Genomic DNA, 25048 nt, shown 5'->3' with positions numbered 1-25048 from the left:
GTTATGATGTGAAAAAGGCGCCGATTGGCGCCTTTTTTATTGCTGGAGGGTTAGGCCCCCAGCATCTGCTTCACCAGTTCAACGCAGCGCAGGAAGCGCGTGTCGTAGTCATCCTCTTTGACATGGACGAAGTCGATATTGTTTTCACGCAACATGGTCACCAGCATCGACTGAAACTCGCGACGATCCATTGAGCTGCCCAGGCTGCGCAAACCGTCAGCCACCCACGGCACATTGTTCTCCAGCAAGATCACCAGATCGAAACGGTACTCATCGATCAGCGCCTGCACAAACGGATGCTCGCGCCCTTCATACTTGAGGCAAAACGCCTGCGTGGTGACAAAATCGGTATCGATAAACGCCACTTTGCTGGCGTATTTCACCGCGAAATCAATGTACTGCGCCTGCCCTAAGGCAATCTTGTCGTAGTCTGAATACTGCAGCGCCATCTCATCGCCACCGAGGTGCGAGAACACATAATCGCGGCCATATTCCCACGCGCTGGTGGTATTGAAGATATTTGCCAGCTTGTTGACCAGCGTGGATTTGCCGCTGGATTCCCCGCCTAGGATCGCCACGGTGCGCACAAAGAACGGCTTCACTTCGGTGGGAATATATTCCCAGTAGCGGAACGGATCCTGGCGAATCTGCCCGCCGCTGATGTTCATAAAGGATCGGTTGGGATCGATCACCACCGTCGAGATGCCGAGATGCTGTTGATACATCGCCGCATCCGGCTCTTCACTGGTGTAAATGCAATCCGGCTCAATGCCCTGCTCGGAGAGGAATTTCTTTACCCCTTCGCTCCACACATCCCAGCCGTGTGGATAAGGTTCGATCCCCTCTTCATCAAACGAGTGGATGCGGATGTTCTTCTGGTACTTGAAGGTCTGTAACAACCAACGCAGACGATCGCTGACGGTCGGCTGCTGTGACATGGCACTGTTTTCAAACAGCTCACGATCGCGCGGATCGTCATGGCCCATGATGATGTGCAGCTCATCCACCTGGCTGCAGGCGCGCTGGATCAGATAGATGTGGCCGGTGTGCAGCGGGTAGAACTTACCGAACACCACGCCAACGGTTTTGTCACGACGGGGGAATTCCAGCCCAAGAAATCGATGCAGTGCTTCCAGCTTTTGCGCGCTGGGGCTTTTGATTTTGGCATTCAGCAACTGGCTCAAGTAGCCTTTGGTCATCCCGCTGGCATCTGCAACCTGCTGCAGCGTATGGCCCTGCTGGCGTATGGCGGTTTTCAGGTAGTCGAACGATGACATTTGGTGCCTCCTGCATAGGAAAGAATGGGATGGGGTATGCGCTGGCCCCCACCCCGGCCCTCTCCCGTTTACGTGAGAGGGAAAAGTCTGTGCGGTACGTTTATCAAGATGCGCATGAATGCGCACGCTACAGTGACGGTAAAAGGCAGGGGCGGCAGGTATGCCGCCCGGCGAAATTACAGCTCGTCTAATATCGCCAGCGCATCCGCCAGCTTCTTCGCGCTATACACCTTCATGCCTTCAATCGCTTTCTTCGGTGCATTGCCCGCCGGCACAATCGCACGTTTGAAACCGTGCTTGGCCGCTTCGGATATGCGCTCCTGACCACTTGGCACCGGACGTATCTCCCCCGCCAGCCCCACTTCGCCGAAGATCACCAGATCCTGCGGCAGCGGACGATCGCGCAAGCTTGATACCATTGCCAGCAGCAGCGCAAGATCAGCACTGGTTTCGGTGACTTTCACACCGCCGACCACGTTGACGAACACATCCTGATCCGCCATCTGCAAACCACCGTGTCGATGCAGCACTGCCAGCAAAATCGCCAGACGGTTTTGCTCCAGGCCAACAGCGACGCGACGCGGGTTGCCCATCATCGAGTGATCCACCAGCGCCTGAATCTCCACCAGCAGCGGACGCGAACCTTCCCACACCACCATAACCGAACTGCCAGAGGTGACTTCATCTCCACGTGACAGGAAAATGGCGGATGGATTGCTGATTTCACGCATGCCCTGCTCGGTCATGGCGAACACGCCCAATTCGTTCACCGCACCGAAGCGGTTTTTATGACTGCGCAGCGTGCGGAAACGGGAATCGGCATCGCCATCCAGCATCACTGAACAGTCGATGCAGTGCTCCAGCACTTTTGGCCCGGCCAGCGAGCCATCTTTGGTCACGTGGCCGACCATCACAATCGCCACGCCGCGTGTTTTAGCGAAGCGCGTCAGGTAAGCGGCAGTTTCACGCACCTGCGCTACGCTCCCGGGCGAAGACTGGATATCCGCCATGTGCATCACCTGGATGGAGTCGATAACCATCAGTTTCGGCTGCTCCTGCTCGGCGATCAGACAGATCTGCTCGATGCTGGTTTCCGACAACATATTCAGGTTTTCAGTGGGCAATCCCAGACGATGGGCGCGCATCGCGACCTGTTGCAGTGACTCTTCGCCAGTGACGTACAGGGTTTTCATCCCTTCGGACAGCTTGCACATCACCTGCAACAGCAGCGTCGATTTACCGGCTCCCGGATTACCCCCGATCAAAATCGCACTGCCTGGCACTACGCCGCCCCCCAACACGCGATCAAACTCTTTGAAGCTGGTGGAGAAACGCGGCACGGCTTCGAGGCTGATCTCGGACAGCTTCTGCACCCGGCCGGGTCCCGCGCTACCGGCATAGCCACTCAGGCGCTCATTACGCGCTGCCGCAGGCGAGGCGGCAATACGCACCTCGGTGATGGTGTTCCACGCGTTGCAGGCGCTGCATTGCCCCTGCCAGCGTGGATAATCTGCGCCACACTCGTTACAAACGAAGGCGCGTTTTGCCGCTTTGGCCAAATCAAATCCTCAGTTAACGCTCTTCGTGAATCAGGCTGCCGGTCAGGATGCAGAACACCCCCATCAGATCGGCATGACGGATAATGATCGACGCCTGCTCATTCACTTTTGGTTTAGCATGGTAAGCGATACCCAATCCCGCCGCCTTGATCATCGGCAGATCGTTGGCGCCATCGCCAATCGCAACCGTTTGTTCTGGCGCGATTTCATGACGTTCAGCGAGATTCTTCAGGGTATCGGCTTTAAATTGGGCATCCACAATCTGCCCCAGCACTTCGCCCGTCAGCTTACCATCGCGCATTTCCAGCTCGTTGGCGACGGCCGCAGCCAGATGCAATGTCTGACGCAAATGGTCGGCGTAGTAAGTGAAGCCGCCGGAGGCAATCGCCACCTGCCAGCCCAGCGCCTGCAGTTTATGTACCAGCGTGGTCAGGCCCGGCATCAGAGGCAGCGTATCGCGTACTTGCTTAAGGATGTTGGCATCAGCGCCCGCCAGTTTTGCCACGCGCTCACGCAGGCTGGCTTTGAAGTCCAGCTCACCGCGCATCGCGCGTTCGGTGACTTCTGACACCTGCTCGCCGCAGCCCGCCAGTTTGGCGATCTCATCGATGCATTCGATCTGAATCGCGGTGGAATCCATATCCATCACCAGCAATCCTGGGGTTTTCAGATGCGGGATCTTGCCAAGCGGCGCCACATCAAATCCCACATCGTGCGCCAGTTTGGTCGCACGGGGCGTCAGCGAACCGGCCAGACGAACCACCTGATACTCATCGACATTCCAGGCACTAACGATCACCATCGCCGCACCCAGCAGATGCTGATAATCGGTCAGTTTTTGTTTATCGAGTCCGCGCCCATACAGCAACCAGCCAGTCCGACCGGCACGGTAATCCAGCGGCATCACTTCATCACCGCTGAGAGAAAGGGGTAGACCCGGCCAGAGTGAAACATCGGCGGGCAGATCGCACCAGGTAAGACGATTTGGCATTACAGCTCCTGTAGGGACAACAAAACCACGCAAGAGGCTACCTTGTCTGCGCGGGTTCTGGCAACATAATTGCCAGCCTTTCTGCTGTTACGTCACACGGGTTTCTGATGGTTAAAACCGCACTGAAATTTCGCCTGCATCGCACGGTGATTGTTCTTATCTCGCTGGCCCTGTTAGTGGTGCTGATGCAAGGGGCATCCTGGTTCAGTCTCGGCCACCAAATGGCACGCTCTGAGCAGGTGGAAGAACTCGCGCATACGCTGACGCGCCAGGTGGCATTTAGCCTCAAACCGCTGATGGACAACAGCGACGACAACCGTACGCAAATCGAAGCCATCCTTAATCAGATGACCGATAACAGCCGCATTCTGGATGCCTCGGTGTATGCCGACGACGGCAGCCTGGTGGCGCACAGCGGCGAAAGCATTAACGTGCGCGATCGTCTGGCGCTGGATGGTAAACGTGCCGGCAGCTACTTCAACCATCAAATCGTACAGCCGCTGGAAGGCAAAGAGGGGCCACAGGGATTCCTGCGCGTGACCCTGGATACCCACGTGCTGGTCACCGAATCACGCCAGGTGGACAACACCACCAACATTTTGCGGTTGATGATGCTGCTGGCGCTGGCGATTGGCATCATCCTGACACGCACCCTGCTGCGCGACCGCCGTACCCGCTGGCAGCAATCACCGTTCCTGCTCACCGCCAGCCGCGCGGTAAAAGAGGATAAGGAACGAGAGGAAGAAGAAGCGGCCACTAACTCAGAAAATGAAAAAAGCCTTTAAGCCATTTTGCGGATGGTCTCATCCAGCGTATCCAACTGCTGCCATGCTTGCGTGGCGATACGCTGGAAGTTGGCGCTGAACGTTTCGTCATCCGCAATCGCCTGCCAGTAGGTTTTCGCCATAGTGCTGGCAGCACGCCACACCTCACCTGGTAATGAAAAATCCAGCGTTAATGACAGTTCATCACGCATATGCCCCTGCGCGTTCGGTGCCAGTGCCATAGGCAGCATGTCGTAGGCTGGCGTCAGACTGAATTTTTCCTGGTCGGTGAAGAAAGACAAATTCCCTGCGTGCATATCACTGTTACCAATCAGGCGACCAAATGCCCATTGCAAGGTGCCACGCTGTAGGGTGACATCATCAATGCGCTGCTGATGGTGCAGTTCACGCAGCGCGGCAGGCCAGTGTTGTTGATGACCAACAAACTCTGCGCTGACGGCCTCAAGTGAACTCATCTCACGTCGACCACGCTCACCGATGCGATCAAAACGCTGCACTTCGAGAAATAACTGCTCTGCACCTTCAATCAACTGGCTCTGCGCCGCGGCCACGCCTGTAGCATGCAAATGCTTTAATGCCAGATGTTCCGCACTTAGCAAATCGCGCCAGCGCTGCGCATTATCACTGTGGCGCGCCACAGTGAATTTCACCAGACAGTGACGATCGCCATTGTCTGTCGCGGCATAACAGAGGAATTTAGGTTGCTCGCCCCCCGCTGATGACCCGGGCTCATCCCCACTCAGCGCATGATGTGCTCGCTGCGGATACGTTAACGTTTTCTCTTTTTCGCTGATGGCGTGCGGTGCTTCCTGCTCTAACCAACGCTGATAGGTGTGTTCACCGATGATGAACGCGCCCGGCATATCGACACCACCGCTTGCCAACGCCATTAAGCACTGATCATCACTCCACAGGCGAATGTCATCATTCAATCCTAATGGGTGGGCATTCTCTCTACCCCACTGACGACCGATAAAGCCCTGCGGGCGCATATCCTGTAAAAACCACGGCAACCCTTCGAAAAAGTGGCCTCGGCCCTGCTCATCCTGATGCAGGCAACTGCCCTGCGGCCAGGTGGGTAACAAAGCACCCGCGGGCTGCGCCTGGCCTTGTGCAGAAATGCGATACAGTGGGAAGCGGCTTTTGCCGCGAATCGGACGGAGCAAGGCATAACGCGTCGCGCGGGCTTTGCCCCATTTCACGATTTGGGGCTGTTGTCGTAATTGCCGCGACAACGTCGCCTGACTAATGCCAGAGCGTTGCAGTAAATCGGCTGCACTGAGCGGCCCCGCTAGCAGCAAACTTTGCAGATCGGCCATTGTCGTTCACCCTATCAGCGTCTGATGAATAGATTCGTGAATAGATTTATGCATAGATTTTATCATAAAAAAAGCCCGCACAGCGGGCTTCTTCGAATCATCACAACGTTAACGGTGAATAGATACTTTTAGCGTTCTGTCAGCAACGCCTGCAGCTCTGCCAGGGTCTTCACCTGCCAGGTCGGTTTAATATGTTCCGGTAACGGGCGTGTGCCGTGATCGATCCAGCAGGTTTTTAGCCCGGCATTCATCCCACCCAGAATGTCAGACTCAGGTGTATCACCGACCATCAACACCCGGCTGCGATCCGGGTTGCCAAGCAACGCCAGCGTGTGGTCGAAAATCGCCACATCCGGCTTCGGTACGCCGACCTGCTCAGAAATCACCAGCTCATCAAAGAACTCGCGGAATCCGGTACGTTCCAGACGTGCTTGCTGCAAAGCGGTGAAGCCGTTGGTAATGATGGCGATCTTCACCTTTCCCTTCAGCGCATTGAGCAACTCAGCAGCACCGTCGAGAGGCAGGCAAATATCTGCCATCGCACTGAGGAAATCACTGTTCAGCACTTCAGGCGCGACGCTGAGTTTCTCACCCCACAGGGTGAAACGACGTGTTTGCAGCTGCAAGGCTGAAATGGTGCCGTTTTGATAATCGACCCACAGCGGTTTGTTGATCGCCTGATAATCGGCGTAATCCTGATCGCTGAAGTGCACGTCATAGCTGGCAAACATACGCTGTAAACCGGCGTAAGCGTCAAAATGAAAAAGTGTGTCATCCGCATCAAACAGGATGCAGTCCCAGTCGTTTAACATAGTGTCCCTTTTTAGAGAGTGAGCGCCATGATAATGGCATCTTCACGACCGTTGGCGGTGGGATAGTAATTGGGGCGTACGCTGACCTGATGGAAATCCAGTTGCTCATACAGCGCAATCGCCGGGTGATTCGAGGCTCGCACCTCTAGCCACAGCGTCATGACATCGCGCTTTTCCAGCTCAGCAATCAAATGTTGCAGCAGCTGGCGCGCATAGCCACGGCGCTGAAAATCGGGATCGACCGCAATGTTGAACAGCGAGGCTTCATCCAGCACCACTTGCGTAATGGCGAACCCTGCCAGTTTACCTTCGGCTTCCAGACGATAATTCACAAAACGTTCGCCCTGATTACTGGCAAACGTCTGCTCGCTCCACGGAAAAGCGTGGCTGCGACGTTCAATGGCCAGCAGCTGCGGCTGGTCTTCAGGGGTGACTAAAGAGATGGCTGTCATGGTTACACATCTGTTGCCACAGGGCGCGTTTTGCCGCACCACTGCTGATTAATTCGTTGAAAACGGCGGTGGAAAAGGTGATGCCGTTAAAGGTGTATTCGCTCTCGACGCCCAGCAACCAACCGGCACAATCCACCTGCTCAGGCAGCATCGGCAGCTGTTCCGGCGTCAGCGTCATCACCTGCGAAGGCTGAATATTCAGGGCATGCAGGACATCGCGAATTAAGGGTTCCTGCAGCGCGGGGGCATGTTCAGCCACCATCACCAGGCGGGTGTCCGGGGCCAGCGTCACGGCAATTTCTCCCTGCAGCACGCGCGGACGCCGCAATTGATACTGCGTAATCCCCATTTGCTGTAGAAGCCAGTCGCGCCTTGTGCTCATGCTATTACCCGTTATGCTGCCAGAATGCGACGCTATGCTAGCAAACCCATCGAACATGCGCCAACAAAGCACTATAATCCCCGCTCTGATTTAACAGGAGCGTTCCATGTCTGCTTTTACCCCGGCCAGCGAAGTCATTCTGCGCCACAGTGATGAATTTACCGCCCGCCATGTTTTGTTTGCTGGCGACCTGCAGGATGACCTGCCCGCCCAGCTGGAAACCGCATCAACGCGCGTGCACACCCAGCAGTACCATCACTGGCAGAACCTGAGCCGTCGCCTCGGTGAACGTGCGGTTTACAGCATGGTGGCCACTGCCGCCGATGTTGAAGGCTGCGATACGTTGGTTTATTTCTGGACGAAGAACAAGCCAGAAGCGCAGTTCCAGCTGCAAAACCTGCTGTCGCTGATGCCGGTCGGCTGCGATATCTTTGTGGTCGGTGAAAACCGCAGCGGCGTGCGCAGTGCAGAAGGCATGCTGGAAGACTGGACGAAACTGGAAAAAGTCGACAGTGCACGTCGTTGCGGTCTCTATCATGGTCGTCTGGATACACAGCCAACCTTTGATGCCAGCAGCTACGGCAATAGTTACATGATCGAGCACCTCACCATCCACACGCTGCCGGGTGTATTCAGCCGCGATGGTCTGGATATCGGTAGCGATCTGCTGCTCTCCACGCTGGAGCCGCACTTCCGTGGCAAAGTGCTGGATATCGGCTGCGGCAGCGGCGTGCTGGCCACCGTGATGGCACAAATCTCCCCGCGCGTGCGGTTGTGGCTCTGTGATGTGCATGCCGCAGCGATTGAAGCCAGTAAGCTGACGCTGGCCGCCAACGAACTGGAAGGGGAAGTGTTCGCCAGTAACGTCTTCTCGGATGTCACCGGCCGTTTCGATATGATCATCTCTAATCCACCGTTCCATGACGGCCTGCAAACCAGCCTCGATGCGGCCAACACGCTGATTCGTGGTGCCTTGAAGCATCTGAACAGCGGCGGTGAACTGCGTATTGTGGCTAACGCCTTCCTACCCTATCCGCAGATTCTGGATGAGACCTTCGGTAACCACGAAGTGCTGGCGCAGACCGGACGCTTTAAGGTCTACCGTGCCGTCTACGGACGCGGCGCCAAAGCGCGTAAATAACCCATTTTGCGCTTTCCGACGGTGAAAATGTTGTTTTTTGCAGCAATCGTTTCATCGTCGTGAAATATGTATTGACGCAAAGAGTAAAATCTCTAGAATGCGCCTCCGTGGTTAGCAATACTTTAGAGTGTTGCAGGGTACGCGACGGTGGCGGAATTGGTAGACGCGCTAGCTTCAGGTGTTAGTGTCCTTACGGACGTGAGGGTTCAAGTCCCTCCCCTCGCACCAATAATCACAAAGTTTATATCATAGCACTGAGCGATGGTGGCGGAATTGGTAGACGCGCTAGCTTCAGGTGTTAGTGTTCTTACGGACGTGAGGGTTCAAGTCCCTCCCTTCGCACCAATGCGATGGTATAAACAAGACAAGTAAAGACAACACAATGCGATGGTGGCGGAATTGGTAGACGCGCTAGCTTCAGGTGTTAGTGTTCTTACGGACGTGAGGGTTCAAGTCCCTCCCTTCGCACCACGTTGTCTTACTTTCCTGGCAGTCAATTCCCAATGTTGAATTAAACCAAAAAAATCACGCGCTAAGCGTGTTTTGTCGTTTCTGCCGTTCGAAAACGGCATCAAATAATGTGGAAGTTCACCGTAACGGCCGCAGCGCCCCCGGCCAATGCCAGGCAAGAAGGCAGCAGCAGATAGTGACGCAGACGATGATGGAACAGCATCACTACTGTCATCAACAGCGCAACAATCATCACCACGCGCCACTGGCTGAAACTCGGCTCCCACAGCGCAAAAATCGGTAAAGCCGCACAGGGCAACAAGACTCCCCAACCGCTGTCTAGCCGCTTACCCATCATCCAGCTCACGCCCCATAAGCCGCAGGCAGCCATCATCGCCATGATCATCGCGCAACCCTCAAATGATAAATATTCGTATTATCATATGACAATATTTCTCATCTTGCAGCGAATTTTTTATCGAGGGATGCGTTGGATGACAGATTTACTGGAAAATGCTAAATTGCCGCCGATAACTATTTCGATAACACGTCAATAACGTGCTCACTATCCGATTTGCGGGAGTATTTCCCACGGGTAGCGCTTTGATATTTCAGGGCTGTGAAGAGTAATAATAATGAAATTACAATCTTATGATGAGTTGAAACACAGCAAATATCGGCTTTCGCTGATGCTCTTTTTGTTTTTAAATGTCGCCGTTTCGCTTTTTTGCCTGTTACCTTTTTTAGGCACAGATAGCCCGGTAAGCTCGCTGCCAGTAGGGATTGTCGCGGCTTTCAGCCTGACATTACTGACCGTTTGTCTGATGATGCCAAAACGGAAATTACCGCTATTAAATCCTGTTGCCATGATATTAGGTGCGCTCTGGGCATGGCACATTAACCACAGGTATCATCAGGTTTTTTATTTTGATGGCAGCTTTTTAATAATCAGCTTGTTAAGCGTATTTTTTGTCAGTGCCATTGCGCTCAGTGATTATTTGATCGCATTTTGTTTACACATTACGCCCCCCGTATTAACCGTATTGCTATTAGATGATGGTCAGCATTTAATGATGATCATTTTTACGATCACGCTGCCGTTGATTGGTTTCTCGCTGCATCATTTAATGCGCCGCCGCTTTGATACTTTTACCCGACGACTGGTTAGCCAGCTATATGAGGAAAAAGAGAGTTTTAGCGATTTGAGTATGCTGGATCCGCTCACTGGTTTGTATAACCGCCGTGGCCTGAAAAATCGCCTCGACACCATCCTGGAAAACCACGCGGGCAGTCATTACGTACTGCTGCTGGATATTGACCACTTCAAAGCCTACAACGACAACTACGGTCATGCGATGGGCGATCAGGCGCTGGCGCGGGTATCGGTTGCCATTCGTGATGCCGTGCGTTCACGCGATGTGGTAACACGGTATGGCGGTGAAGAGTTTCTGGTGCTGATGACCAACGTTAATGCCTCGATTGCGATGAAGCTGGCGGAGCGCATTCGTCAGTACGTAGTGGACCTCGAAATCCCGCATCGCTTTAATGAAAAGGTCTCCACTCATGTCACCATCAGTGCCGGGATCGCGCCTATTTTTGGCGATGAGTTTGACCAGGCGGTGGCAAATGCTGACCGCGCATTATACGTCGCGAAAAATCAGGGGCGTAACACCATACTCGCCTGGGAAGATTTGCCGAGGCTGACGCAAGTCAGTAATGACCTGATGTAACCGGTAGATGAGCGAAGCCATTTATCACGGAGCAGCATCGGATCCTGATAAGTGGCGCCATCCCCCTTCTTCGCTTGATGACATCTTGTTCGCATTGACAGTAACGATTATCATTTGTCTCACGATTCCCGTTATCACTCAGGACCGGCATGACCATCATTACGCGTCAGGATCATCGCGTTAGCGACCATCCTCTGATTTTTATGCAGAGCGACCGCAGCTTAGCGAGCGCACTGGAAGATCTGATGCGCGAGCAACGAAGCTACATGCTGGATAACGTCAAACTCGGCCAGGCCGCTCCCGTAGGGACCTTGACGCTGGCCGAGTGGTCCACTCCGCTGCACTATCGTCGCCTGACACAGCGCTATAGCGATTATCTCTATCGCAATCACCCTGATGTGCAACAGGAAGCCAAACCGCTGCAGTCACTTTGGGCACAATGGTATTTTGGCTTGCTGTTGCCCCCGCTGATGCTGATGTTGCTGCAGGAGCCGCGGGCATTGAAGTGCGCCCCCCATCTGATTCATGTGGAATTTCATAAAAACGGCCATCCCTGTGCTTTCTGGATTGATGTGCAAGAAGATGAAGAGGCGCGTTACCTGAGTGCACAGCAGCGCATTGACCGCCTGATTCAGCAATGCCTGATCCCGGCTGTCAACGGCATGACGCAGCACGGTGATATCAACGCCAAACTCATCTGGAACAACATGGGTTATTCGTTTTACTGGTTCCTAGGTGAACTGAAAGGCCAGTTATCCGCGCCCGTCATCACTCAGCTGGAACAGGCATTGTTCTTCACCCAGACTCTGCTGGATGGCAGCGACAATCCGCTTTATCGCACCATGATCCCGCGTCATGGCGAGATGGAACGTCGCAGTTGCTGCCAGCGCTATCGCATTCCGGACGTGGAACGCTGTGGTAACTGCACGTTAAAAGTGGTTTAACCGGCGCGCATTCTGTTACAGATTCTCTTTTTATCCCGTTTACACTTTTCCCCCCTTATGGCAGCTTTTAGGCTCTGTTTTTACCGGAGAAAAAAATGAGCCTGGAGTCGGTACGGCACTTCTTTGCCGAACATGCACCGGATATCGACATCATCGAGATGCCGGAAAGCACCGCCACGGTAGAACTGGCCGCACGCGTCCATGGCGTGATGCCGGGGCAAATCGCCAAAACCCTGTCGTTGAAAGTGAAGGATGCCATTGTGCTGATCGTCACGCGCGGTGATGCCCGCCTCGACAACCGCAAGCTGAAAGCCGCACTCGGCGCTAAGGCCCGCATGTTGAGTGTGGATAAGGTGGTGAACTGGACCGGACATCCGGTAGGCGGCGTCTGCCCCTTTGGACTGGAAAATCCGCTGACCGTTTATTGTGATGTGACCCTGCGCGGTTTTGATGAAGTGCTGCCCGCGGCAGGTTCGATTCACAGTGCAGTGCGCATTTCGCCGCAGCGCATGGCTGAGCTGACTGCGGCGAAATGGGTCGATGTCTGCGAGGCGCTTTAACGCTGTTCGCGCGCCACGGCACCGGATATTTCAATACCCCGCGTCTCTCGCCCAAAGGCGACAAACACGCAAATCAGCACCGCCACCGTACCGGCAACGATCGCCATCCCCAGGCCGTAGTTGCCGCCGTGAGCCTCGGCAATGCGTGACTGCAAGGTCGCATTGACCGAGGCAATCAGATTACCCAACTGATAAACAAAGCCCGGCAGTACCGCACGTGCATTCGCAGGCACCAGTTCGGTAAGATAGGTCGGCACTACGCCCCACGCGCCCTGCACCATAAACTGCATCAGGAACGCGCCGATGCCAATCATCCAGGATCCGCCGGAAAACGCCCACAGCGGCAACACCGGCAGCGCAAGGAAGGAGGCAAGGATAATCGCTTTCTTACGGCCAATGCGTTCTGACAGCGCACCAAAAGTAATCCCGCCCAGCATCGCCGCAATGTTGTAGCTGATGGCGATGATGCTCACGGTGTGCGGATCAAACTGATGCTGCACTTTCAGGAAAGTCGGATAGAGATCCTGGGTGCCATGGCTAAAGAAGTTAAAGCACGCCATCAGCAGCACCATGTAGATGCAGATTTTCCAGTGCTGACGAATAATCGGCAGCAGCGCCGTGCTCTCTTTACGCTCGCGTGCAGCCAGCCAGACCGGGGATTCCGGCACTTTAAAATAGATAAACGGCAGCAGCAGAATCGGCAATGCGCCAATCAGGAACATGCCGCGCCAGCCTACCGACTCGAAAAACAGTCCGAAAATGATCGATGCCAGCAAGTAGCCACAAGGGTAGCCCGCCTGGAAGATGCCGGACATCAGCCCACGCGAGCGATCCGGAATGGTTTCCATTGCCAGTGACGATGCCACGCCCCAGATGCCGCCCATCGCCACGCCGTAAATCACGCGGAAGGCGAGGAAGGCGGTGAAGTTCGGTGACCATGCAGAGAGCAGCTCAAACAGTGAGAACATCACGATATTGAGCATCAGAATCGGGCGGCGGCCATACTTCTCAGCCAGACGGCCAAAAATCAGCGCGCCAATTGGTCGAACCGCCAGCGTGAGCATAATGGCAACAGAAACATCGGAGACACTGGTGTTGAAATACTGGGCAAGATCGCTGAGTACAAACACCAGGATAAAGAAGTCGAACGCATCCAGCGTCCAGCTGGCGAAACTGGCAAACGCCACGTTTCGCTGGGTCGCAGTCCAGTTGAACATAGGGGTATCCTGTCTGATTAGCTTCCGGTTCATTGACCAGAATTTATTGGAACGTTATCCGGCGAATGATTTCGCTGGTTATTATTGTGTTAACTATTTGTATATAGCATGTCAGAAAGGGGGGCTGCGGCGGGGAATTGTCAGGGAGTGATTCGCGGTGTAAGGAAGCGTGTCATCGAGTGAAACATTGCACCGCCGTACAGCAGTGCCATCTGAAAGGGCAAATTCCTGGCGGTATGGCAGGAAGACGGGTGCGGCTCAGTGTGCCGCACCCATCTATGGGCATTCAGCGCTGCAGTTGATTAAACGCCTTCTCAATCATCTCCAGCAGCAACGGATTGTTGACGTTCTGCATCACGTGCACCAATGCCCCGGTCTGCTCCGGCACGCCAATGTCCAGGCGCAGTGGCGACCGATACCGCCAGCTCTTGCCGCGCGTTGCGCCAGCACGTAACTCAATATCGACAAAGTAATCCACCCCATCCGCCACGCGCTGATTGAGTAGCCAGGCAATCACCAGCGCGTCGTGGATCCAGCAGCCCGGCAGATGGCGAGTGCGAATCGAGTAGTCAATCCACGGGCGCAGCGTCTCGCGGACAAATTGTGGCAATGGGTGGTTGTTGGTCGTCAGACGATTAAGATCCTGATGGGTCATCAATGTTTGTGTGGTGGCATCCATTGGCACCAGCGTGATGGCTGCTCCGCTGTGCAGCACTTGATGCGCCGCTTCGGGATCCAGACCAAAGTTGGTGTCTTTGATGTAATCATCTAAAGCGAACACACCGCCCATAATCACAATTTCTGCCACGGATTCAGCCATCTGTGGATAACGCTGCAACGCCTGCGCCACATTAGTCAGAGGACCGATCGCCACCAGAGTAAATTCGCCGGGATTATCGCAAATCAGCTGGCCCATTACGCCTGTGGCATCATTGCCATCTGCCGCGAGCAACTGCGGCTTACGCACGCCCCGCCACAGTTCAGCGAGGTTCGCATCCTTGACGCCATCGAGGCGTGCGCGCCAGGGGGCGGGGTCTTCGCGGAGTGCCTGTAACGCGCCCTGCACTACGGGAATATTCAGCCCTAATCGCTGGAGTAAATCTTTGGCAACCTGCGCCCCTACCGCACTCGGCGTATTGCCAGTGACGGTGGTAATCAGTTCAACCGACAGCGAAGGTGATGCCAACGCCAGTGCCAGCGCCAGGCCGTCATCGGTGTTCGCCCCTGCAATTCCATTTCCCGGATCACAATCAATAATCAGTCTTTTCATAATGTTATAAGTTTATTTTTGTTGAGTAAGCAGGCAACCACAGGACTCACCGATTTCAAGATAGTGAGGGAACTCTGCCAGTTGGGCTTCGCCATCCCCATTTTTCAGCATGGCGATAGCGCTGCGTGCCATTTCCCGCAGCGGTTGACGTACGGTCGTCAATGTCGGGACATGGAACGCGGATTGATCGGTGCCGTTAAAGCACACCAGGGCGACATCCTGCGGCACGCGCAAACCGTGTTCAGAGAGCGCACGGATACAGCCAATCGCCTGGCCCTCATTGCTGGTAAACAGCGCGCGCGGCACCTGTCCGCTGGCAATCATACGTTTTGTGGCGTCATAACCGCCTTGTCGCGAGTAGCTGGCAGGGAAAATCAGGGCTTCATCTGCCTGCAGGCCTTTCTCTGCCATGGCATCGCGCCAGCCCTGAATACGATCCTGGGCATTCAACATCTCCAGCGGACCGCTGATCATGCCAACTTGTTGATAACCGTGGCTGAGCAGATGTTCAGTCACCTGACGCGAGGCCTCGCGCTCATTGACCCGCAACATGCTCACGCCAGGACGGGGGGCAACACGATCCAGCATCACCAGCGGTGTACCACTGGCCTGAATCACATCAATGTATGGGTGGCGATCGACACTGGTATAAAACAGGCCATCCACCTGACGATTCAGCAAGCCCTGAATCAGTTCCAGCTCACGCTTGCGATCATCTCCGGCATCCCCCAGCAGCATCACGTGGCCGTGATCCAGCGACTCCTGCAGCAGCATATGCGCCATCGAAGCCACGAAGGGGTTGCTGATATTTGGCACTACCAGGCCAAAGGTTTTGGTGCTGCCGGATGCCAATGCTCGCGCCACCGCATTCGGTCGATAGCCGGTCTGTTTAATCGCTTCCAGCACCCGCAGCCGCGTGGCTTCCGCCACCGGGCGCGGTCCGTTGTTAATCACGTAGCTCACGACTGCCACTGAGGTGCCGGCGGCTTTCGCCACATCGCTACGTGTTACATTTCCGCCTGGGGATTTCGCCAATGCTCTTGCCTCTGCATGAATGCCATTGGCCGGAATAACCGGCCAATGGCACTGTTTCACTTACAGCGTGTTGCGCGTCAGATCGCATCTTCCGGTAGATTCAGATCGCGCCCACGCGTTTCCGGTGCCACAAACGTGGTCAGAAAACCGATGGTCGCCATCGCCGAGAAGTACACGGCAATCGCCCACCAGTGTCCGGTGAGCGATAACAGCGCCGCAGCCACCAAAGGTGCTGTCCCTCCAGAAAGGATAGACCCCAGCTCTTTTGCCACCGCCATCTTGGTGTAACGGTGTTTGACACCAAACATTTCCACACCCCACGCGGCCTGCACCCCAAAAATACCGAGCGAGGCCAGCGCCATGCCTACGACCATCACCGGGATCACAATCGCCGGGTCACGGCTGTCCATCAGGCTGAATGCCGGCCAGGCGTAAATCATCAGCAGCAGACAGAAACCACGGTAGGTGATACGGCGGCCAAAGCGGTCAGACATCCAACCGGCAAACGGAATAATCAGGAAACCCAGCAGCGAGGCAATAAACACCGCCGTCGTTGGCACCGACTTATCGAGCATTAGCACTTTCGCGACATAACCGACGATAAAGCCCTGCGCCAGATAGGAAGGACCGTTTTCGCCGATACGTAAGCCGACCATCGTCCAGAACGCACGGCTGCGCTGCCAGAAACTGCGGGTATCAACCTCGGCGGCGGCATGCTGCAATGTGGCGCTACGCTCTGCCTGCAGATGCGCCTGCTGGCGCTCAAACACCGGGGTTTCACGCAGATGGCGACGCAGCCATAACGCGACCACGGCAATCAGCACGCTACTGAGGAACGGAATACGCCATCCCCAATCCAGCAAGGTTTGTTTATCCATCTGAATCACCGCCAGCCACACCAGCGAAGCGATCAGCGTGCCACTATTCGAGCCGAGGGCAATCACGGAAGAGACCAGACCGCGACGCGCAACCGGGGCATATTCGCCCAGCATCACGGTGCCACCAGACAGTTCCGCACCGGCGCCCAACCCTTGGGTAAAGCGCAACAGCACCAGACAAGCGGGTGCCCAGACGCCGATCGTGGCGTAAGAAGGGATGAGACCAATCAAGGTTGTCGATGCGCCCATCAGGATGATGGTGGCGATCATCACGGTCTTGCGACCTTTGCGGTCACCGATCCAGCCAAACAGCAGCGCACCAATTGGACGTGCAATAAACCCGACGGACCAGGTGGCAAAACTGGAGAGCAGCGCCATAGCGGGTGTGGCATTGGGGAAAAACACATCGCCAAAGATGATGCCTGCTGCCAGGCCATAGAGTGCGAAATCCGCATACTCCATTGCCGTGCCGAGCCAGCAAGAGAAGGTGGCGCGCCAGAAATCTTTGCGGCCAGAAGAGGTTTCCAGCCGCATGTCAGCAGCTGAAGAGGTGCTCAGTGAAGTTTGTTGCGAAACGGACTGATGTACCGTCATGACCTTTTCCCTGAAATAGGTGAAAACAGCAAACGCCCTTCCGTGGGACGGTTCCCTTGCAACAAGCGGAACTCCCCGGTGAAGACGTTCAGTAGGCAAACCTGGATGAAAGTCAAAAGAACTCCCTGGTGTTGGAATTCACTCATTCGCCTGTTCTCGTCGATGTTTTTTTCATCGATCGCATTAATAAGGCAAATGTAACCACGTCATCTCAAGGCCAACTTTGTCTCTGGCACCGTGAGTTATCACTGTGGACACAGTCTATCTACGCGCGTAGATAAATCAAGTGATAAAAGTGAAAATAATTAATTTATCTTCACTATAGCTCGGGATTAGAAAGCAAAAATGGCGTTAATTCATAACATTACAGCTCATTCAAACCAACAGCAGCGCATTAACCTCAATGCAATTAACGAGCGTTGCTTATCATTAGCTGAGTTGTGGCTGATCCTTCATCGCGCTTTTTTTCGCACAAATCAGTTAAGCTTTAATGACAATTGCGAATTAATCTTAAAACCCTTTCGCCAGTGCGGTTCAGCTATCACCTGCATTACACTGGGTAAAAATCACACAGGGCGCCTATGACCATCATCCTCATGCGACACGGTAAACCTGACCATCCGGTCAGCGGGCGCTTTACTGCGCGAGCGCTGGCCGACTGGTGTGAAGGCTATGACCTGGCCGACATTTGCGACTCGCCGCCGCCGCGCAGTATGGCCATCGCTCGAATGGCCCGCGTGATCGCCTCCAGCCCGCTACCCCGCGCGCGTTCATCGCTCACGCGTCTCGGCCTGCAACCGCATGAGGTGGATGAGGTTTTCAGTGAAGTGGCCATGCCGCTGCTGCCGTTCGAACGCCTGCACCTGCCGCTGACTGTTTGGCTCGCTCTTTTGCGCCTGTTATGGTTATGCGGTTACGCCGGGCATGTGGAATCGTTGACTCATGCCCGAGCACGGGCGCGTCAGGCGGCAGATAAGTTGGTCACGTTATCAAAACAGGGAACGGTGTTACTGGTGGGGCACGGCATCATGAACAAAATGATCGCCCGGGAATTGCGTAAACGCGGCTGGCAGGCGGAAAAACATGCCAGCAGCCGCCACTGGAGCAGCGCGATTTACCACCGCCCGTTTATTTAACCCTGTTACGTCCAATCAAACGTCGCGATCAGGTGCCTGACGAACGTTGCCACAAGGAGATCCCCCGCAGTCAGTTCAACTGGAAGTAACTCAGCACCTCACAGCCTTTTCCGACGTTCGGGGTCGCTATCACTTTCATTTGCAGCAAATCAATCACGCTTAATGATCCATCGCCTTCATTGGCAATCAACAGCGTTCGATTATCAGCACTAAAACAGCCATCCATCGGTTTGTTGCCGACCGGAACATCCCCCAACGGATTGAGTAAATCATCAAACAGTGTGATGAGCGGCTCCTGATCGCCAATTGCTACCAATCGCTCACCGTTGGCGCTAAAACGTACCACCTGGCAGGGCTGTTGATGGGCCGTGAGTTTAATGCGCTGGCGAATACGATGGCTTTGGCGATCGACCACATACAGTAACGGCGCGTCGGCCGCGCTAGCGACCAGATAAGGATGCTTCGGCGAGGCCGCGATACCGGAGATCGGCCCCGGCAGCAGAATGTTGTCAATGATGCGCCCTTCTGCCTCGCACAGATCCACCACCGTGATGCTGGCGTCTTCTTCGTTCTCTGTGAACAATTTACGCCCGCTGGGTGAGAGCGTCAGACGATGCGCATTGTGCGATGGCAGCTTAATCATTTTTTCCACCCTATCGGTAACGGGATCGATGACTGCCACGGCCGCACTGTTTTCACAGCAGAGGTAGACTTTGCCATCGCGGCCCAATTGGCCACTGTGGGGCGACTGCAACGGAGATAAGTCGATAAAACCGCTGATCTGGCGTTTGCGTAGATCGATCACCGCCACTTTGTGACCGGGGTGGGGATTGTCTCCATGAATGCCATCACCATAGATCGGCACATAGGCTTTATCTTGCTCAGGCAACATCAGTAGCTCATGCGGACGCGGCGGAAACGCATTCAGCTCCTGTTGCACGGCAAAGGTGTCGGGATCGAGAAACAGAACCCGATTCCCCTGCTTATCGACCGCCAGTAATCCACGGTTGTGTGGCTGCATAGTGCCTCCTTTGTGTTAACCACCTCGTCTAAGCGTAGTTAACCTGCATCAGGAAGGGGCAAATCCCTGCCAGGCCAGCGAAAAATGTAGCCGCTTTAAACCATTTGAATGCGGGGATTTTTTATCTAAGCCGCAGCCAGCGCCAAGGCCAAGTTATTTTATTAGGAATAGTCCTAATGATGATTAATTATAAAATCAGTCGGCCATTCAATTATTTCCGGGAAATTTTACCCTTAACGGATCCTTCATTTTCCGTTTTATCTGAAAGAAAAAAAAAGTCATAGCCTCTAAGGCCAGAATGCTTTATTAAGCTGATGTGAGTACTTTTTACACACAGCCGTGAGGAAACATAAGAGCGCATAAGCTGCCAGCATCAGGGAATCCTTGCCACCATAATCACAATAATCAGGTGCACCATGAATAAAAAACGTCTCCAGCCAGCGCTCGCGCTCTGGCAGAACTGGAAAAGAATCGCTTTTACCAGCCAGACATTACTGCAGAAAAAACAGCATACTGCGCTCTGCGCGCCGGAGTACGATCCTCGCGAAGAGGACAATATCGTGTTGTTTTCTGGCGAAAAGTCGCTGCCAGAAATACCGAAAAAAGTGTGGATGTATTGGGATAATGAATATTTACCGAAATCCATGATGTTAAATATTCAAAAGCTGCGCAAAGATAATCCTGATCACGATATCTATTTGCTCAATCGATTAACGGTAAAAGAAGTTTTACCTGATTTTATTTTCACCTCAACATTATTAAGCGAACAGCAAAAAAGCGAAGTCATTCGTCTGGAACTGCTGTTGCGCTACGGCGGTATTGCCATTGATTGCAGCACGCTGTTATTTGAAGATCTCTCATGGGTACATCGTGCTCATCAAGAGCGCTGCATGGATGTGATTGGTTATTATCGTGAAAACTCCACCGTCAATTATCTGGCGCCAGTGATTGAAAACTGGTTTCTGGCGGCGGCTCCGAATAACCCGTTTATTCGTGAATGGCAGAAGCAATACGCCCCCATCAAACATCTGGGTGAGCAGAATTATTTCAACGAGCTCAACAAGCGCGATGACTTTTCACTCCTGACCCAGAAAATTGATCAACCTCAGCAGCAGTTGGGTTCACTGGCACAACAGGCGGCGATGCGGGAATATCGTCGGGTGAATCTCTATCTGCGCAAGTGTGAAGCCAACGCTTACTATTATCAGCGTTTGAGCGGCTGGAAAAGCGAGGCGTTTGCACATGCCATCCTGTTCAACCAGCGTCCTATGACACCACCACCGGTGATTAAGCTCAGCGGTAACGAACAGATGCACCTCGACTTCAACCTGCGTTTAGGCAATTACAACCGCAGCAGCCTGCTGGGTGAGATGATGCAGCCGCATGCGGCGATGGCGTTGGCTTCACCCATCAACAAAGCGCGCGCGTAGCCAGTGGATAAAGGTGGTCACCGCCCGTGGCACCTGTGCCGCATACGGGCGTACCACCCACAGCCGATCGGCAAAAGCATCCACGGTTTGCCACTGCGGCAGAACCTGTTGCAACGTGCCTGCTGCCAGCGCCGCCGCGGCGCTGAAATCGGGCAGCATGGCAATGCCCAGCCCTTGCAACGCGGCATCACGGATTGATTCGCTGTTATTGGTGGCAAAATTACCCTGAATTTTCACCTGCACGGATTCACTGCCGCCACTCACCGGGCGGAAACGCCATTGTGGCGATTCCAGACCACGCGGGTAGTAGAGGCAGTTATGTTGCTGCAACGATTCTGGCACCTGAGGCACACCGTTTTGCGCCAGATAAGCCGGCGAGGCCACTAACAGCGCGCGCGTCTCACACAGCGGCAACGCCACATGGGTTTCGGGCAATGTCTGGCTGTGGCGGATGGCGAGATCAAATCCTTCACTGCCTAACGACACTAAGCGATCGGTAACATCCAGCTGCAGCCGCACCTGCGGATACTCTCGCAAAAAATCACCGATAATCGGCACCAGCTGCTGACGTGCAAACGCCACCGGCGCGCTGACACGCACCAGGCCGCGAACTGGCCCGGCCTCATCACGCACGCTGAAAAAGCTTTGGGCGATGCGCGCGAAAGGATCGCGCAACTCATCCACCAGCTTCTCGCCCGCCGAGGTCAGACGCACGCTGCGCGTGGTGCGCTGCACCAGTGACACCCCCGCCATCTCTTCCAACTCTTTAATCTTTTGGCTCATGGCCGCTTTGCTGACATCTAATCGTTCAGCTGCACGAGTAAAACTGCCCAGTTCAGCCAGCACCGTTAGCCAGTGCAAATGCACCCAGAGCGCATCAGTTTTGATTTCTTTCATATGGATTGTTCAAAATAATAAATAATCATTTCAACCAGCGCGCTTTTTCTTTCCTGCAGCAAGCGGCAGCATAAAGCCACATCCTACTCTTATCTTGTGAGCAAAAAAGAGGGTTTATTTATGCCGTTACTGACTTTTGATGTGATTCAGGGCCGTTCTGAATCAGAAATTCGTACCTTGCTGGACGCCGCGCACCGCGCGGTATTAACCGCGTTCAAAGTACCCGCGCGGGATCGCTATCAGATTGTTCATGAGAATAAACGTTATCAAATGGTGTTTCAGGATACCGGGCTGGGTTTCGAGCGGACCGATAACCTGGTGATGGTGCGCGTGTACACCAGCCCAAGAAGCGAAGAACAGAAAACGCTCTTCATGGCAGAGTTAGCGCGCGAGTTGCAGGAAAATTGTGGCGTGCAGGGTAACGATCTGATGATCAGTTTTATCACTAACAGCAAAGGCGACTGGAGCTTTGCCGACGGCGAAGCGCAGTATCTGACTGGTAAGCTCTAATCCCTCCTCGCCCCTCGCTGGCAGCGACGCGTGCGTTGCTGCCAGGTCAAACCATAGTCAATCTAAACCTGCCTTAAACGGATCGGAACCCGCCGCACAATTCTGTGTGGTTATGTTGCAGCACTGTGACAGCCCATATAAATTGACGCATAACCCCCAAAGAGGGCCGAGGGCGCAGGGATGGCGTCACTAATTTATGTGAGGATCAAACCTTGTCCGAGTTGGTTTCGGTTGTACTCTTTTTAGCGGCAATCGCCGTTTACTCCTGTAAAGCCGGGCGAAATAAATTCTGGTTTATCCTGATCTTAGTGCTGCTCACGCTGTTTATCGTGCTCAATGCCACGCTGTTTGCCAGCAACTATTTTACCGGCGATGGCATCACCGATGCGGTGCTGTATACCCTGACCAACAGCCTGACAGGTGCCGGCGTCAGTAAATATGTGGTGCCCGCCATTGGATTAATCATTGGCCTGTTTTTGCTGTTTTGCCTGCTTTCCTGGCTGCTACGCCGCCGTAGACGGCCGCATCATTTAGGCTGGAGTTTACTGGCTATCGCCTGCGCGGCAGGTTCGGTGCAAACCACACCTGCTTTTCGTCAGGTGAAAGATCTTATTGCCTCGCACTCACGTCTGGCCGACTCTGATTTCGATAACTATTATAAGACGCCCAATAAAACCATTCCCGAACCCAAACTTAACCTGGTGTACATCTACGGTGAGAGCCTTGAACGCACCTATTTTGATCAAGATGCTTTCCCCGGACTCGCGCCGGAACTGAGTCGCGAAAAAGACCAGAGCATCGATTTCAGTGAAACCGAACAGTTGCCAGGCACCGATTACACCATCGCGGGGATGGTGGCTTCGCAATGCGGTATTCCCCTGTTTGCGCCTTTTGATGGCAACGCCTCGGCCTCGCTTTCCAGCTTCTACCCACAGAATATTTGCCTCGGCGATATCCTGAAGAACTCCGGTTATGAAAACTGGTTTATTCAGGGCGCGGATTTACGCTTTGCAGGCAAGGACACCTTCCTGCTGTCACACGGCTTTTCGCCCGCACATATGTATGGTTCAGAAGAGTTAAAGAGCCGGGTTGCCGATCCTGGCTACCGCAACAACTGGGGTTTTTACGATGACACGGTGATGGATGAAGTGTTTGATAAGTATGAAGAACTTTCACGTCAGCAAAAGCGATTTGCCTTATTTACCCTGACGGTGGACACCCATCATCCTGACGGCTTTATCTCGCGCAGCTGTCAGCGTAAAAGTTACAGCTACGATGGAAAACCCAATCAATCCTTCAGCGCTGTGGCATGCTCACAAGAGCATGTCGCGCGTTTGATTGCGCGTATCAAAGCGTCGCCCTGGTTTAAAAACACCATCATCGTGGTCAGTTCGGATCATCTGGCCATGAATAACACTGCGCATCAGTATCTGATTAAGCAGCCGCGCCGCGATCTGTTTATGGTGATTCGTGGTGACGAGCCACAGGCGGAAGTGCTGGATGGCAAACGCAGCACCCTGGATAACGGCGCGACGGTGCTGGATATTCTGGGTGGTGATAAGGCAATTGGACTCGGCCGCAGCGGCCTCTCTTCAACATCTTTATCGGCTCAGTTTGAAGACATGGCGCAGAAGGTGACGGCATGGAAAGCCGATATCATTCAGCTGTGGAAATTCCCCAGTAAGATGGATGTCTTCACCATCGATCAGCCCAAAAACACCTTCAGCTTCTCGGGATCAACCTTCAAATTGCCGATTCTGTTCCGCGTCGGGCAGGATCGCGTCGAGCCACTGCCAGAAGGCGAATATTCTGCTCCACTGCGCTACCAGCTCGCGGACTTTACCGCCTCGGATAAATTCGTCTGGGTCGATCGCTGCTTCAAGATGGGCCGCTTATGGCAGCCTGATTTGGCCCTTTCTACCGATCTCTGTGTCGCCATGGGCCAGATGGGCGCAAAACCGACGGTAACGCGCATCGATAAACCGCAGTGGAAGGGCAAAGCGCAATTCCCGAAAGTCGAGGTGAGTGCCGCGACTTATCAACTTAACGAGCAGCAGATTCGCGTGGAAGATAATGCGATTCGCTATAACGCCGACAGCTTCCTGCTGACCGTGCCTGGCGCCCCCACTGGCGTGAAAGGTTTCACCGGGATTTCACGGCCCGAGAGCTGGGGAAGATGGTCGAATGCCAATCTGGCACCGGAAGTGAACATCGAATATGTCGATCCGTTGCCCGCCCGTTTTGATCTGGTGATCACCGCACGCGCCTATGGCCCTAATGCGCATCGGCCCATCCCGGTGCGCGTCGGTGATGAGGAGCAGAGACTGAATCTCGGTGATGAATTCTCTACCACCACGCTGCACTTCAGTAACCCCAACGGCAGCCACAATTTGGTTATCGCACCGCCGGAGCCCCAGCCCTCCAACGATGGCAATATCACGGGCCAGGACCCGCGTAAATTGGGTATCGGTATGGTAGAGATAAAAATAATTCCACAGCCGTAACGCGAACTATTTCTTTCACAAACCAAGGCCTGCCTGTGCGCAGGCCTTTTTATTAGCCATTCACGTTACTCATTGTAAGCATTGATTTTTTCCGAGTTAGCGCGCAAAATCCATATTGTCACATTGAGAAACTATCACCCTCTGGATACGCTTG

The 25048-nt window shown here is 54.2% G+C and carries 23 protein-coding genes and 3 tRNA genes; 12 read left to right on the top strand and 14 right to left on the bottom strand.

Annotated features, from left to right (window positions below; all coding sequences use genetic code 11):
• Positions 1–50 precede the first annotated feature (50 nt).
• The 3 genes from nadR to serB all read right to left on the bottom strand — a co-directional run bounded on the left by nadR (position 51) and on the right by serB (position 3827).
• A complete protein-coding gene (gene nadR / locus CRO33_RS12005) occupies positions 51–1277 on the bottom strand; it encodes a multifunctional transcriptional regulator/nicotinamide-nucleotide adenylyltransferase/ribosylnicotinamide kinase NadR (RefSeq protein WP_034826244.1) in 1227 nt (408 codons plus the stop codon).
• A gap of 176 nt (positions 1278–1453) precedes the next feature.
• Positions 1454–2836, bottom strand: coding sequence for a DNA repair protein RadA (gene radA / locus CRO33_RS12000; protein ID WP_034826249.1), 1383 nt, complete (start codon positions 2834–2836; stop codon positions 1454–1456).
• Positions 2837–2849: 13 nt separating this feature from the next.
• On the bottom strand, positions 2850–3827 hold the full coding sequence (gene serB, locus CRO33_RS11995; protein ID WP_034826251.1) for a phosphoserine phosphatase: 978 nt from the start codon (positions 3825–3827) through the stop codon (positions 2850–2852).
• Between the two features lie 107 nt (positions 3828–3934).
• Here serB and CRO33_RS11990 point away from each other — a divergent pair, with 107 nt between their 5' ends.
• The gene (locus CRO33_RS11990) at positions 3935–4612 is read left to right on the top strand and encodes a YtjB family periplasmic protein (protein WP_097118295.1); all 678 of its coding nucleotides are present in this window, start codon (positions 3935–3937) and stop codon (positions 4610–4612) included.
• Here the strand turns inward: CRO33_RS11990 and yjjJ are convergent.
• The 4 genes from yjjJ to CRO33_RS11970 form a co-directional block, all read right to left on the bottom strand.
• On the bottom strand, positions 4609–5931 hold the full coding sequence (yjjJ, locus tag CRO33_RS11985; RefSeq protein ID WP_097118294.1) for a type II toxin-antitoxin system HipA family toxin YjjJ: 1323 nt from the start codon (positions 5929–5931) through the stop codon (positions 4609–4611). The genes CRO33_RS11990 and yjjJ overlap by 4 nt on opposite strands.
• Positions 5932–6059: 128 nt before the next feature.
• Positions 6060–6743 carry a pyrimidine 5'-nucleotidase gene (yjjG, locus tag CRO33_RS11980; RefSeq protein ID WP_058959391.1) on the bottom strand — a complete coding sequence of 228 codons (684 nt, stop codon included), beginning with the start codon at positions 6741–6743 and terminating at the stop codon, positions 6060–6062.
• An 11-nt stretch (positions 6744–6754) separates the two neighbouring features.
• Positions 6755–7195: a ribosomal protein S18-alanine N-acetyltransferase gene (rimI, locus tag CRO33_RS11975; RefSeq protein ID WP_097118293.1), complete on the bottom strand. Its 441-nt coding sequence runs from the start codon at positions 7193–7195 to the stop codon at positions 6755–6757.
• On the bottom strand, positions 7167–7577 hold the full coding sequence (locus CRO33_RS11970; RefSeq protein WP_058959393.1) for a DNA polymerase III subunit psi: 411 nt from the start codon (positions 7575–7577) through the stop codon (positions 7167–7169). Before CRO33_RS11970 ends, rimI begins: the two co-directional genes overlap by 29 nt.
• Positions 7578–7683: 106 nt before the next feature.
• On the opposite strand from CRO33_RS11970, the gene rsmC reads away from it, so the two are divergent.
• From rsmC to CRO33_RS11950, 4 genes are all read left to right on the top strand, one after another.
• A complete protein-coding gene (gene rsmC / locus CRO33_RS11965) occupies positions 7684–8718 on the top strand; it encodes a 16S rRNA (guanine(1207)-N(2))-methyltransferase RsmC (RefSeq protein ID WP_097118292.1) in 1035 nt (344 codons plus the stop codon).
• A gap of 141 nt (positions 8719–8859) precedes the next feature.
• Positions 8860–8946 (top strand) — tRNA-Leu (locus CRO33_RS11960).
• A gap of 30 nt (positions 8947–8976) precedes the next feature.
• Positions 8977–9063 (top strand) — tRNA-Leu (locus tag CRO33_RS11955).
• Positions 9064–9102: 39 nt separating this feature from the next.
• Positions 9103–9189, top strand: a tRNA-Leu gene (locus CRO33_RS11950).
• Between the two features lie 100 nt (positions 9190–9289).
• Here the strand turns inward: CRO33_RS11950 and CRO33_RS11945 are convergent.
• A complete protein-coding gene (locus CRO33_RS11945; RefSeq protein WP_097118291.1) occupies positions 9290–9574 on the bottom strand; it encodes a DUF1435 domain-containing protein in 285 nt (94 codons plus the stop codon).
• Positions 9575–9803: 229 nt separating this feature from the next.
• Here CRO33_RS11945 and CRO33_RS11940 point away from each other — a divergent pair, with 229 nt between their 5' ends.
• From CRO33_RS11940 to CRO33_RS11930, 3 genes are all read left to right on the top strand, one after another.
• On the top strand, positions 9804–10898 hold the full coding sequence (locus CRO33_RS11940; RefSeq protein ID WP_034826268.1) for a GGDEF domain-containing protein: 1095 nt from the start codon (positions 9804–9806) through the stop codon (positions 10896–10898).
• A gap of 149 nt (positions 10899–11047) precedes the next feature.
• On the top strand, positions 11048–11842 hold the full coding sequence (fhuF, locus tag CRO33_RS11935; protein WP_097118290.1) for a siderophore-iron reductase FhuF: 795 nt from the start codon (positions 11048–11050) through the stop codon (positions 11840–11842).
• Positions 11843–11937: 95 nt separating this feature from the next.
• Positions 11938–12402, top strand: coding sequence for a YbaK/EbsC family protein (locus CRO33_RS11930; protein ID WP_097118289.1), 465 nt, complete (start codon positions 11938–11940; stop codon positions 12400–12402).
• Here the strand turns inward: CRO33_RS11930 and CRO33_RS11925 are convergent.
• The 4 genes from CRO33_RS11925 to CRO33_RS11910 all read right to left on the bottom strand — a co-directional run bounded on the left by CRO33_RS11925 (position 12399) and on the right by CRO33_RS11910 (position 17396).
• The gene (locus CRO33_RS11925; RefSeq protein ID WP_176505764.1) at positions 12399–13652 is read right to left on the bottom strand and encodes an MFS transporter; all 1254 of its coding nucleotides are present in this window, start codon (positions 13650–13652) and stop codon (positions 12399–12401) included. The genes CRO33_RS11930 and CRO33_RS11925 overlap by 4 nt on opposite strands.
• Positions 13653–13905: 253 nt before the next feature.
• Complete coding sequence (locus CRO33_RS11920; RefSeq protein WP_097118287.1) at positions 13906–14889, bottom strand: nucleoside hydrolase; 984 nt, start codon at positions 14887–14889, stop codon at positions 13906–13908.
• A 12-nt stretch (positions 14890–14901) separates the two neighbouring features.
• Positions 14902–15924: a LacI family DNA-binding transcriptional regulator gene (locus CRO33_RS11915; RefSeq protein WP_058959396.1), complete on the bottom strand. Its 1023-nt coding sequence runs from the start codon at positions 15922–15924 to the stop codon at positions 14902–14904.
• A gap of 77 nt (positions 15925–16001) precedes the next feature.
• Entirely contained in the window at positions 16002–17396 is a 1395-nt protein-coding gene (locus CRO33_RS11910) for an MFS transporter (protein ID WP_097118286.1), read from the bottom strand.
• Positions 17397–17977: 581 nt separating this feature from the next.
• On the opposite strand from CRO33_RS11910, the gene CRO33_RS11905 reads away from it, so the two are divergent.
• Positions 17978–18532, top strand: a complete 555-nt coding sequence (locus CRO33_RS11905) for a histidine phosphatase family protein (protein ID WP_097118285.1) — start codon at positions 17978–17980, stop codon at positions 18530–18532.
• 70 nt (positions 18533–18602) lie between these two features.
• On the opposite strand, the gene CRO33_RS11900 is transcribed toward CRO33_RS11905, so the two are convergent.
• A complete protein-coding gene (locus CRO33_RS11900) occupies positions 18603–19553 on the bottom strand; it encodes a YncE family protein (protein WP_097118284.1) in 951 nt (316 codons plus the stop codon).
• 416 nt (positions 19554–19969) lie between these two features.
• Between CRO33_RS11900 and CRO33_RS11895 the strand changes: the two genes are divergently transcribed.
• The gene (locus CRO33_RS11895; RefSeq protein ID WP_097118283.1) at positions 19970–20983 is read left to right on the top strand and encodes a glycosyltransferase family 32 protein; all 1014 of its coding nucleotides are present in this window, start codon (positions 19970–19972) and stop codon (positions 20981–20983) included.
• Here CRO33_RS11895 and CRO33_RS11890 read toward each other — a convergent pair.
• A complete protein-coding gene (locus tag CRO33_RS11890; protein WP_045832974.1) occupies positions 20957–21880 on the bottom strand; it encodes a LysR family transcriptional regulator in 924 nt (307 codons plus the stop codon). The two genes, CRO33_RS11895 and CRO33_RS11890, sit on opposite strands and share 27 nt — an antisense overlap.
• 120 nt (positions 21881–22000) lie before the next feature.
• Here CRO33_RS11890 and CRO33_RS11885 point away from each other — a divergent pair, with 120 nt between their 5' ends.
• Together CRO33_RS11885 and opgB are read left to right on the top strand one after the other, a co-directional pair.
• Positions 22001–22390 (top strand): tautomerase family protein, encoded by a 390-nt coding sequence (locus tag CRO33_RS11885; protein ID WP_034826287.1) that lies wholly within the window; start codon positions 22001–22003, stop codon positions 22388–22390.
• 212 nt (positions 22391–22602) lie between these two features.
• The gene (gene opgB, locus CRO33_RS11880; protein WP_097118282.1) at positions 22603–24894 is read left to right on the top strand and encodes a phosphatidylglycerol--membrane-oligosaccharide glycerophosphotransferase; all 2292 of its coding nucleotides are present in this window, start codon (positions 22603–22605) and stop codon (positions 24892–24894) included.
• The last annotated feature ends 154 nt before the right edge of the window (positions 24895–25048 follow it).

Source organism: Pantoea sp. GL120224-02, from assembly GCF_900215395.1.
Taxonomy (GTDB): domain Bacteria; phylum Pseudomonadota; class Gammaproteobacteria; order Enterobacterales; family Enterobacteriaceae; genus Pantoea; species Pantoea communis.
Note: the sequence above shows the minus strand (reverse complement) of the source record. Positions and strands in the feature narration are given on the sequence as shown.

Bases quoted from the DNA above. Each gene is read 5' to 3' on its own strand.
- CRO33_RS11940 (WP_034826268.1), top strand. From the start codon at position 9,804: ATGAAATTACAATCTTATGATGAGTTGAAACACAGCAAATATCGGCTT.
- CRO33_RS11930 (WP_097118289.1), top strand. From the start codon at position 11,938: ATGAGCCTGGAGTCGGTACGGCACTTCTTTGCCGAACATGCACCGGAT.
- CRO33_RS11895 (WP_097118283.1), top strand. From the start codon at position 19,970: ATGAATAAAAAACGTCTCCAGCCAGCGCTCGCGCTCTGGCAGAACTGG.
- CRO33_RS11900 (WP_097118284.1), bottom strand. From the start codon at position 19,553: ATGCAGCCACACAACCGTGGATTACTGGCGGTCGATAAGCAGGGGAAT.
- CRO33_RS11890 (WP_045832974.1), bottom strand. From the start codon at position 21,880: ATGAAAGAAATCAAAACTGATGCGCTCTGGGTGCATTTGCACTGGCTA.
- fhuF (WP_097118290.1), top strand. From the start codon at position 11,048: ATGACCATCATTACGCGTCAGGATCATCGCGTTAGCGACCATCCTCTG.
- serB (WP_034826251.1), bottom strand. From the start codon at position 3,827: ATGCCAAATCGTCTTACCTGGTGCGATCTGCCCGCCGATGTTTCACTC.
- CRO33_RS11905 (WP_097118285.1), top strand. From the start codon at position 17,978: ATGACCATCATCCTCATGCGACACGGTAAACCTGACCATCCGGTCAGC.
- nadR (WP_034826244.1), bottom strand. From the start codon at position 1,277: ATGTCATCGTTCGACTACCTGAAAACCGCCATACGCCAGCAGGGCCAT.
- CRO33_RS11920 (WP_097118287.1), bottom strand. From the start codon at position 14,889: ATGAAAAGACTGATTATTGATTGTGATCCGGGAAATGGAATTGCAGGG.
- CRO33_RS11910 (WP_097118286.1), bottom strand. From the start codon at position 17,396: ATGACGGTACATCAGTCCGTTTCGCAACAAACTTCACTGAGCACCTCT.
- CRO33_RS11970 (WP_058959393.1), bottom strand. From the start codon at position 7,577: ATGAGCACAAGGCGCGACTGGCTTCTACAGCAAATGGGGATTACGCAG.
- yjjG (WP_058959391.1), bottom strand. From the start codon at position 6,743: ATGTTAAACGACTGGGACTGCATCCTGTTTGATGCGGATGACACACTT.
- CRO33_RS11945 (WP_097118291.1), bottom strand. From the start codon at position 9,574: ATGATCATGGCGATGATGGCTGCCTGCGGCTTATGGGGCGTGAGCTGG.
- yjjJ (WP_097118294.1), bottom strand. From the start codon at position 5,931: ATGGCCGATCTGCAAAGTTTGCTGCTAGCGGGGCCGCTCAGTGCAGCC.
- CRO33_RS11990 (WP_097118295.1), top strand. From the start codon at position 3,935: ATGGTTAAAACCGCACTGAAATTTCGCCTGCATCGCACGGTGATTGTT.
- rimI (WP_097118293.1), bottom strand. From the start codon at position 7,195: ATGACAGCCATCTCTTTAGTCACCCCTGAAGACCAGCCGCAGCTGCTG.
- rsmC (WP_097118292.1), top strand. From the start codon at position 7,684: ATGTCTGCTTTTACCCCGGCCAGCGAAGTCATTCTGCGCCACAGTGAT.
- CRO33_RS11925 (WP_176505764.1), bottom strand. From the start codon at position 13,652: ATGAACCGGAAGCTAATCAGACAGGATACCCCTATGTTCAACTGGACT.
- CRO33_RS11885 (WP_034826287.1), top strand. From the start codon at position 22,001: ATGCCGTTACTGACTTTTGATGTGATTCAGGGCCGTTCTGAATCAGAA.